The 9,832-nt window shown below is 67.5% G+C and carries 8 protein-coding genes; 5 read left to right on the top strand and 3 right to left on the bottom strand.

The window, feature by feature from the left end:
- The 3 genes from FJY88_09320 to FJY88_09310 form a co-directional block, all read left to right on the top strand.
- Positions 1-1,024: aminotransferase class V-fold PLP-dependent enzyme (locus tag FJY88_09320; protein MBM3287530.1), on the top strand; the 1,024-nt coding region annotated here is incomplete at its 5' end.
- Complete coding sequence (locus FJY88_09315) at positions 1,021-1,974, top strand: aminopeptidase P family protein (GenBank protein ID MBM3287529.1); 954 nt, start codon at positions 1,021-1,023, stop codon at positions 1,972-1,974. The genes FJY88_09320 and FJY88_09315, both read left to right, overlap by 4 nt.
- Positions 1,791-4,385, top strand: coding sequence for a hypothetical protein (locus FJY88_09310; protein MBM3287528.1), 2,595 nt, complete (start codon positions 1,791-1,793; stop codon positions 4,383-4,385). Before FJY88_09315 ends, FJY88_09310 begins: the two co-directional genes overlap by 184 nt.
- A gap of 165 nt (positions 4,386-4,550) precedes the next feature.
- Here the strand turns inward: FJY88_09310 and FJY88_09305 are convergent, their stop codons facing one another.
- Complete coding sequence (locus FJY88_09305) at positions 4,551-6,548, bottom strand: APC family permease (GenBank protein MBM3287527.1); 1,998 nt, start codon at positions 6,546-6,548, stop codon at positions 4,551-4,553.
- Positions 6,549-6,899: 351 nt separating this feature from the next.
- On the opposite strand from FJY88_09305, the gene FJY88_09300 reads away from it, so the two are divergent.
- The gene (locus FJY88_09300; GenBank protein ID MBM3287526.1) at positions 6,900-7,829 is read left to right on the top strand and encodes a bifunctional methionine sulfoxide reductase B/A protein; all 930 of its coding nucleotides are present in this window, start codon (positions 6,900-6,902) and stop codon (positions 7,827-7,829) included.
- A 22-nt stretch (positions 7,830-7,851) separates the two neighbouring features.
- The gene (locus tag FJY88_09295) at positions 7,852-8,757 is read left to right on the top strand and encodes a class I SAM-dependent methyltransferase (protein MBM3287525.1); all 906 of its coding nucleotides are present in this window, start codon (positions 7,852-7,854) and stop codon (positions 8,755-8,757) included.
- 13 nt (positions 8,758-8,770) lie between these two features.
- Here the strand turns inward: FJY88_09295 and FJY88_09290 are convergent, their stop codons facing one another.
- Both FJY88_09290 and FJY88_09285 read right to left on the bottom strand, forming a co-directional pair.
- Positions 8,771-9,061 (bottom strand): hypothetical protein, encoded by a 291-nt coding sequence (locus FJY88_09290; protein ID MBM3287524.1) that lies wholly within the window; start codon positions 9,059-9,061, stop codon positions 8,771-8,773.
- Positions 9,058-9,832, bottom strand: a 775-nt coding sequence (locus FJY88_09285; protein MBM3287523.1) for a tetratricopeptide repeat protein, incomplete at its 5' end; no start/stop codon positions are given. The genes FJY88_09285 and FJY88_09290, both read right to left, overlap by 4 nt.

The following is a 9,832-nucleotide window of genomic DNA, read 5'->3' as shown; positions in this document are numbered from 1 at the left end:
GGCGCGGCTCGTGGCGGGGGCGCGGGAAGCGCTCGCGAAACTGATCCACGCCCCGGACAGCAGCCACGTCATCATGACCAAGAACGCCACGGAAGCGATCAACCTCGTTCTCTTCGGCTCGCTGCGGAAAGGGGACCGCGTCCTCGCGGGTCTGCTCGAGCACAACGCCGTCATGCGCCCCCTGCGGCACCTGGAGCGGTCCAGGGGGGTCATCGTCGAGGATCTGCCGGGGACGGCCGATCGCCCCGTCGATCTCGACAGGTTGAAGGAGAGGCTCGGAGCCGGCCGGGATCCGGTGAGGCTCGTGGCGATCACGGCGGTCTCGAACGTGACCGGCGAGATCATGCCGGTCAGCGAGGTTGCCGCCCTCTGCGAGCGGGCCGGCGTCTCAGTCCTGGTCGACGGGGCGCAAGGGGCAGGCGTCGTCGATCTCGACGTGGGCCGCGATCCGATCGACGCCCTCGCCCTCACGGGGCACAAGGGGCTCCTGGGACCCGCGGGGACGGGCGCGCTCTACGTCCGTGATCCGGAGATGATCGCTCCGCTCCTTCATGGGGGGACAGGAAGCAGCAGCGCCTTCGAAGAGCAGCCTTCGACGGTGCCCGATCGCTACGAGGCGGGGACGCTGAACATCCCGGGCATCGCGGGCCTGCGGGCGGGAATCGAGTATGTGATGGGCGGCGGCATCGATCGCCAGCGCCGGATTCACGGGGAGCTGCTGTCCGCTCTCTGGACGGCCCTTCGCGGTCTGCCGGGAGTGAGGCTGTTCGGGCCCGGCGCGCCGGAGAGCCAGATCGCGATCGCCTCTTTCACGGTCGAAGGGCGGGAAACGGACGAGATCGCCCGCGATCTCGATCGCGCCGGAGTCCTCTGCCGCGCGGGGTTGCAGTGCGCGCCCCGCGCGCATCGAACGCTCGGCACCTTCGCCTCGGGCGGGACGCTGCGTTTCAGCCTCTCCTGTCTCAACACGCGCGATGAGATCGACGAGGCGATAGGCCACTTGAGGGGGATCCTGAGGAGATGAAGACGCTGACAGCGCAGAAGCTCGCCCAGGCGACGGAGCTCCTCCGCGCCGCGGGCATCGACGCCTGGATCACCTTCGTCCGCGAGACGGCGGAGGGAGGCGATCCGGTCCTTCCCCTGATCCTGGAGACGCCGCTGGTCTGGCAGAGCGCGCTGATCGTCACGCCGGATCGTGGACGGGTCGCGATCGTCGGCCGCTACGACGCCGATCCGATCCGGGCCTCGGGCGACTGGCAGGACGTCATCGCGTACGACGAGGGGATCCGCGGCCCGCTGCTGGAGTCCCTCGAGCGTCTCGTCCCCGGGAGGACGGAGCGGGAGATCTACGACTTCATCCAGGGGAAGATCGACGCAGAAGGGCTCGGCTACGCCTGGAGCCGGGTGGGCGATCCGATCGTGAACATCGGACCCGACTCGATGATCGGCCACGGGATCCCCTCGGCCGAGATCGCGCTCCGCCCCGGACAGATCCTCCACATCGACCTGGGAGTGTCGGTTCACGGCTACTGCTCCGACATGCAGCGCTGCTGGTACATGCCCGAGCGGGCCGGAGCGGGGATTCCGGGGGATGTCTCTCGCGCGCTCGACGCGGTGAACGCGGCCGTCACCGCGGGCGCGGAAGCGCTCCGGCCGGGAGTCGAGGGCTGGGCCGTCGATGCCGCCGGCCGGGCGACGATCCTCGATCGCGGGTATCCGGAGTACGCGCACGCGATCGGGCATCAGGTCGGCAGGAGCGGACACGACGGCGGAGGGGTCCTCGCGCCGCGATGGGAGCGTTTGGGCCGGCTGCCCTACCTGCCGGTGCGGGCGGGAGAGGTCTACACGCTCGAGCTCGGGGTCATGGTGGAGGGCAGAGGCTACCTCGGCATCGAGGAGATGGCGCAGGTGAGCGACGCGGGGTGCGTCTGGCTGACGGCGCGCCAGCGGGAGGTCCGCTTGCTCGCGTCTTGACGGTCCCCGATCGGCCCGCCAGGTGCTACAATTGTAAGAGTGACGCCCCGCACTGCGGCAGAGACCCGAGGCCTCAACCCACGGAGAACCCCATGCGCCGAAGTCTCCTGATCCCCCTGTCATGCATCGCCGCCGCGCTCGCCATGGCCGCGACGGCAGCGACCGCCACGCAGCTCGTCCGGGTCGTTCCCCGCGACAAGGCCGACTTCCTCCGTCTGATGGAGGCGGCTCCCGAGATGAGGGACCGCGGCGCCGCCTACCTCGATGAGGCGATCGAGCTTCCCCTCGCCCCGGAGCGGGTCGATCGACTGCGGGCCCTGGGGTTCGATCTGGATCTGGTCGCGCACGACCTCGAGGCGTTTTACGCCTCGCGACTGAGCCGGACGAGCGACTTCGGCGCCTATCACACATACACCGAGGCGATCCATGCGATGGACTCCCTCGCCGCCCTGCGTCCCGAGATCATGACGCCCAAGTTCAGCATCGGGACGACCCTGGAGGGGCGCCCCATCTGGATGTACAAGATCTCCGACAATCCCGGCATCGACGAGGACGAGCCCGAGATCTTCTTCAACGCCTACATCCACGCGCGCGAGCCGATCAGCTTCGAGGTCCTCTTCGACCTCGCGCGGCGTCTGCTCGACGGTTACGGAACGGAGCACCGGATCTCGAACATCGTGAACACGAGGGAGATCTACCTCCAGCCGGTCGTCAATCCCGACGGGGTCGAGTACAATGTCCTGACCGACCCCCTCGGCGGCGGGATGTGGCGCAAGAACCGCCGCGACAACCTCGATGGAAGCTTCGGCGTCGATCTGAATCGCAACTTCGGCTACATGTGGGGCTACGACGACGAGGGCTCGAGCCCCAATGGGGCCTCTGAGACCTACCGCGGCACCGCTGCCTTCAGCGAGCCCGAGATCTCCGCGATGAGGGACTTCGTAGAATCGAAGGAGTTCACGATCTGCCTGAACTACCACTCCTACGGCGGCTACGACCTCTTCGCAATGGGGTACGAGAACATCCACATCGAGGACAACGACGCATTCCTGGCCCTAGCGGGACGGCGCCGCGCGATCAGCGGCTACGACTCAGGGACCGCCTGGGAGATGCTTTACAGGACCAACGGCGGCGCCAACGACTGGATGTACGGCGAGCAGACGACCAAGCCGAAGATCTTCGCCTACACCACCGAGGTGGGAACCTCGTCGGACGGCTTCTGGCCCGCGGAGAGCAGGATCCCCGCCCTCTGCGCGGAGAATCTCGAGGGGAACCTGCGAATGTGCGAGCTGGCCGACAATCCCTACCGGGCGCTGCCGCCGGGTCCCTCGGAAGTCGCCTCGCCCGACTCCGTTCCGCCCGACTTCGTCTTGACCTGGGGCGAGCCGCGTCCCGATCAGGACAACCCCGCGACGCGGTGGAACGTGATCAGGGGAACCGACCTCGTCGTCGGCGCCGACAATCTCGAGGGGGCGAACCGGAATCGCTGGACGGAGGACGGCTGGAGCTGGAGCACGACGCGTTACCACTCATCGAGCCACAGTTTCCACGGCGGCAACACGAGCAACGTGAACAACACTCTCCTCTCGAAGCGGGGCCATCGGGTGCGCCCCGGAGAGGTCCTGAGGTTCTGGACCTACTATCGGCTCGAGAACCACTACGACTACGGCTACGTCGAGCTGGCGACCGATGCGCGCCACTTCACGCCGATTCCCGGCAGCATCACGACGAACAACGATCCCTACGGAAGGAACCTGGGCAACGGGATCACCGGCAACCAGACATCCTGGGTCCAGGCGAGCTTCGATCTTTCGGCCTATGAAGGAGAGGTGATCTGGCTCCGCTTCCGCTACAACAGCGACGGGTGGACGAACTACGATGGGTGGTTCGTCGACGATATCGAGCCCGCGGACCTCTTCGTGAACGAGACCGTCGTGGCGACCGGGCTGACGGCGCCCGAGCTGAGCTTCGTCGATCACCCGTCCGGTTCGTTCCACTTCGCCGTGCAAGCGATCGACCGTGAGGGGGACGCGGCCCCTTGGGGCCCGCCGCGCGAGATCGATGTCATGGAGCTGTCCGGGATCGCGGCTGAGCCCGGTTCCGAGCATCGCTGGGGCGGACTCGCGCTCGACGGGCCGAACCCGTTCACACACTCGACTGTCCTGCGATCGGTGGTGCCCGCCTCGGCCCCCGCGGGAGCGCCGCTGCTGCTTTCGATCTACGACCCGGCGGGGCGCAGGACCGCCGATCTCTTGGGCGGCAGGGTAGGGGATGGCGTCAAGGCGGGCGATGAAGTGCGGGCCGCGTGGCGGCCCCGCGCGCTCCCGGCCGGGATCTACATCGCCCGGCTCACGATAGGGTCCCAGGTCTCGGACAGGAAGCTGGTCTACCTGGGGCGGAGCCTCCCGTAGGCGGATCTGCGGAGGGAGCGCCGAGGACGCAGTCAACACGATCTGCGGCGCCCCACATCGAGGCTTGGGGTCGGTCAACGGTTGGCGCACCCGGCGCCGCACCCTCTGGGACGGGACCGGCCGCCAGGGCGCGGATCAGGATTGATCCGGCATGACCGGAGCCTCCTACCGCGCCTCCTCGGGAAGCGTGACCGGGAGGATCAGCACGTCGAGGCCTTGGAAGATGAGGCGCTTCTGCAGCCCGAAGGCGACCTCGTTGTGGAGCAGCCGCGTCGTGAAGGTCTCGCGCTCGAAGACGACCTGGCCCGCGACGAAGAGCGTCGCCGGGTACTTCTCGCGCGTCGCCAGGGCCAGAGACTCCAGCTTCGCGACGACATCGGTTCCCGTCACCAGGTGGGACTCGGCCTCGTATCCGCGCTGGCGCGCCAGCCGGACGAACTTGTCGATCTCCTGGCGCCTGTTCTCGAGGAAGGTGTCGAGGTGCTCCTCGTCCTGGAACTGGTCCGAGTCGACCTGCGCCACGCTCAAGAAGATGATTCGATCGACTTGCTTCGAGAAGAGCTCGAGCGCGCGGTTCATGGTAATCAGCCCCAGGCCGTCATAGCGATTCACGAAGAGGGCGAGGGGCCGGCGCGAGACCTCCGCGCCCGCCGCGCCGGGGCTCAGGTACTGGTCGGCCGCGATGAGATTGAGCGTCTGCGCCGCCAGCCCCACGCGCCGGTAGTGGCGCTTGATGAGGAAGGCGATTCCCACCAGGCTGCCCGTGATGACGACCGTGACCCAGCCCCCGTGCGCGAACTTGAGGAGGACGGTGACGATCAGAATCCCGAACGAGAGGGTCAATCCGGTCCCATTCAGCACGAAGCGGCCAAGCCAGGTTCGCACCGTGCGCCGCACCTGCCACCAGTGCCTGACCATCCCGAGCTGCGAGAGAGTGAAGGTCACGAAGACGTTGATGCTGTACATGAGAACGAGGTGGCTCACGTTCGCCTTCGTGTAAAGCAGGGCGACGCCCGCGGCAGTTCCCATGAGAAGGACGCCGTTGCCGGTGACAAGCCGGCTGCTCAGGTTGGCGAAGCGGGTGGGCATCCATCGGTCGACGGCCATGGAGGCCAGCACCTGGGGTCCGCCGACGAACCCGGTCTGCGCCGCGACGAAGAGGAGGAGTCCCTCGGAGAGGAGCGCAAGGGCGACGAAGATCGATCCGAGAGGGATCCCGACCGAGTTCCACGGATCGGCGAAGGCATGGAGCAAAGTCGCGTTGAGGGTCCGTCCGGGCGTGTGGCCGACCTCATAGAGCCTGTAGGCGAAGAGGATGCCTCCCGCCGTCACGGCGAGGGAGACCGCCATGTATAACATCGTCCGCTTGCCCGTGCGCACGCGCGGTTCGCGCAGAACGCGCAGGCCGTTCGAGACCGCCTCGATCCCCGTGTAGGTTCCCGCTCCCATGCTATAGGCCCTGAAGAGGATCAGGAGGGTGGCGATCAGCCCCACGCCCTGGATGCTCTCCTGTGTCCCCTGGACCGTGTGGTTCACGACGCCCGGCAGGGAGTCGAGATGCGAGAAGAATCCCCCGAAGATGAGGATCGCGTGCGTGAGGACGAAGACGATGAAGATCGGCAGCAGCGTCGTGATCGATTCCTTGACGCCTCGAAGGTTGAGGAGCACCAGCAGGAAGATGACCGCGATGCAGAGCGGGACCTTGAGAGGCGAGTCGGCGCGGGAGAAGAAGGAGAGGAGCGCGCCGATGCCGCTCGCGACGGAGACGGCGATCGTCAGGACGTAGTCGATGATCAGGGCGCAGCCGCTCACCACTCCGACGCGGGGCGAGAGGAGGCGCGTTGCGACCTGGTATCCGCCCCCTCCGCTCGGAAAGAGCTCGATGATCAGGGAGTAACTGGCGGCGATGACCCCGACGGTGATCGCCGTCGCGATGGCCAGGAAGGGCGCCAGATGCACCTGCTCGCCGAGGGCGCGGTAAGCTTCCTCAGGCCCGTAGCAGGATGACGAGAGCCCATCGGCGCCGAGACCGACCCACGCGAAGAACGCGATGAGGGAGATGTGGTGGAAGATCCCCTTCTCGAGGGGGCTCTTCTCCCTCCCAAGGACCTTCTGCTCCAGACCCCGGAGTCCGGTGAGAATCCGATCGGTCAGACTTCGCATCTATGGAGCAGGAATCTACGCCGTCCGCGAGGGGCGCCGCAAGGGTCTCCGGGTCGGCCCAGATCCTGGGCAGACGCGGGGAAGAGCCCGGCCCCGGACCCGGACGCCGCTTTGCGGGTACCTGCTTGTTCGCGATCGGCCGGCCGCAAGGAGGGGGCGAAAGAAGTGGCCACGATGTATCGTCTAGACATGAAGAGAGGCTCGGGGGTGCGGGGCGCAGGGACCATGGCGGCCGCGATCGGGGTCGCCGCCCTGCTTCTCTTCGGCAGCGCCCGCTGGGTCGATCACGCTGCGGGCGGAGGATCAGCCGCGGCGGAGGGGAAGAAGGTCGCAGGAACGGGAGGGAACGACATGTTCCGCTATTCGAGATCGGGATACGACATCACCCCGTGGACGGCCGCGGAAGTCGAGGCGGCCCGCGCCCGTCTCACGCCGGAGCAGGAGCGGATCGCCTTTCATGCCGACACCGAACCTCCTTTCTGCGGAATCTACACCGACAAGAAGGAGGCCGGCATCTATGTCTCGGTCGTGAGCGGGCTTCCCCTCTTCCGTTCCGGGGCGAAGTTCATTTCCAAGAGCGGCTGGGCGAGCTTCTTCGAGCCGGTCGATCCCGGCCACATCATCCAGAAGGAGGACCGCAGCCACGGGATGATCCGCACCGAGATTCTCGATGCGCGATCGGGCGCCCACCTCGGCCATCTCTTCGACGACGGGCCCGCGCCCACCGGATTGCGCTACTGCGTCAACTCGGCCGCCCTGCTCTTCCTTCCCGAGGGAACGCCGCTGCCTCCCGAGTCGCTGCCGGTGCCTGCGGAGAACGCCTATTTCGCGGGCGGCTGCTTCTGGGGAACGGAGGACGAGTTCTCGAAAGTCCCCGGAGTGATCGACGCCGTCTCGGGCTACATGGGAGGGACCGTCCCGGATCCCACCTACCAGCAGGTCTGCGGCGGCCGGACGGGGCACGCCGAGACCGTGCGCGTCACCTTCGATCCCGCGCGTCTCGCGTACGAGGATCTCCTGCGCGTCTTCTTCGAGATCCACGATCCGACGACCCTCAATCGCCAGGGGCCGGACGTGGGCGAGCAGTACCGTTCGGCGATCTTCGCGGCCACGGACGAGCAGGCATCGAAGGCAAGAGCGCATGTCGCTTCCCTGCAGGGGTCGGCGAAGCAGCTCGGGCGTCCCATCGTGACGAAGATCGAGCCGGCCGGCCCTTTCTATCCCGCGGAGGACTACCACCAGGACTACCACGCCAGACGCGGCGGTTCCTGCCGCTACTGATCCGCGGTAGGATATAGGCCGCATGTCTCTGCAACCGGCGGGCGGCAAACCGAGGCGATGGGCGGGCGGGATCATCCGGCGGCTCGCTCCGGGTTTCGGATCCCGGAGGGAGTTCGATCGGTATGTCCGGCAGTGGGTGTTGCCCCCCGATCTCCCGGAGTCCGACCTGTCGAGCTTCCGGCCTCGGGATCGGATCGGCCACGGGGGGATCGACCTGCGCCCGGACGAGCAGCTGGCCCTCCTCGCCAGGTGGAAGACCTCGCGCGCCGATCTCTTCCGGTCGCTCCGCGAGGACCCGCGCATCAACACGAGGTGTCCGGGCCAGGATCGAATCCACAACGGCACCTATCCGACGCCCGACGCGGAGATCTACGCGGCGATGATCCTCGACCATCGTCCGCCGAGCATCGTCGAGATCGGGGCGGGGTATAGCACGATGATCGCGAGGAAGGTCTCCTCGGAGCATGGCCTCCAATCGCGGATCACGGTGATCGATCCCGAGCCGAGGGCCGATGTGAGGGGGCATGCCGACGTGATCATCAATCGCCGCGTGGAGGAGATCGGCGCGGATCATCTCCCCCTCGACGGGGGCGCGCTGCTCTTCATCGACTCGAGTCATATCGCGCGCGCCCGGGGCGACATCCCGCAGATCTACAACAAGATCCTCCCTTCGGTCCCCGCGGGGACGCTCGTCCACGTCCACGATGTCTTCATCCCGTACGACTATCCGTTCCTGTACCAGAAGAGGCTCTACACGGAGCAGTACGTCCTTCACGCGCTCCTGGCCCACTCGCGGAGATACCGGGTCGTCATGGCCACGCACTTCCTGTCGCGGGAGCACACGAGCGAGATGCAGGCCGTCTTCGGCCCGGCGGTGGGGACGGACGATCTCTACTGGGGAGCCTCGCTCTGGTTCCAGGTGGAGTGAGCGCCGCCGGCGGTCACGCCTCCCTCAAGTCGAGAGGCCGGCGCGGCGAGGCCTGCGGCCAGCTCGCCGGAAAGCCGACGGGGGTGACGGTCGCCACGTAGCGATCCTCGCAGAGGATCCCTTCCGTCGTCCGTTCCTCGCGCTGGCAGAGGCCGAGGAGGAGGTTCCCGTGGCTCAGGATCGTGCAGTCGGCCTGCTCGAGCCAGACGCGCATCCCGACGCGGCCCCTGTAGAACTCAACCATCGCCGGGCGGTCCATCGTCTTGTGGAAGACGATTCCCCCAGCGGGTCTGGTTTCGGTCACCATGCGGCCCCCCGCGCGCGCAGCGCCTGCTCCGCGGGGGGGAAGCCGAGGCGGGCGGCCCGGCGGAGATGCTCGACTCCGCGGCCGCGGTCGCCCCTCCCTTCGAGGAGCAGCCCGATCTGGTAGTTCGCTTCCGGATTCCTCGGGTTCATCTCGAGAGCGCGCTCGAGCAGCGCGATCGCCCGCTCGGCGTTCTTCATGTGCGCGTGGGCGATCCCGGCGTGCGTGAGAACCGCGTCCGTCGGGCGGATCCGGATCGCCTTCTCGAAGATCTTCGCCGCCTCCCCCGGCTCGCCGCGGCTCAGGCGCGCGAGGCCGAGGAGGTCCAGGGCATCGACCGATCGGGAGTTGACGCGGATCGCTCTCTTGGTCCAGTCGATCGCGAGTTCGAGTTGGCCCATCTCGGCGTAGGCGCGGGCGATGTTGAGATGGGCCCACTCGAGCCGGGGGTCGATCTCGAGCGCCCTCTGGGAGACGTCGATCGCGCGCTCGAACTGCCGGCTGGCGAGATACCAATCGCTCAGCCTCATTTGTGGCCGCACATCCTTCGGATCCCGCGCGACCGCGTCGGTCCAGTGGGCGACCGCGCCTTCCGGAGCGCGCTTCTGATCGAACAGGATGTCGCCCATCATGCAGAGCGGAAGCCCGTAGTCCGGCGCGCCTCGCGCGGCGCGGGCCAGATGCTCCAGGGCCCCGTCCGCGTCGCCGGCGGCGAGCAGGGACTGGGCCCGCATCGTGAGGAAGTACGGCTCGTCGGGATGGACGGCGATC

The organism is Candidatus Eisenbacteria bacterium, from assembly GCA_016867495.1.
GTDB lineage: Bacteria > Eisenbacteria > RBG-16-71-46 > CAIMUX01 > VGJL01 > VGJL01.
The sequence above is the reverse complement of the archived record's forward strand: the minus strand, read 5'-3'. Positions and strand labels throughout refer to the sequence as shown.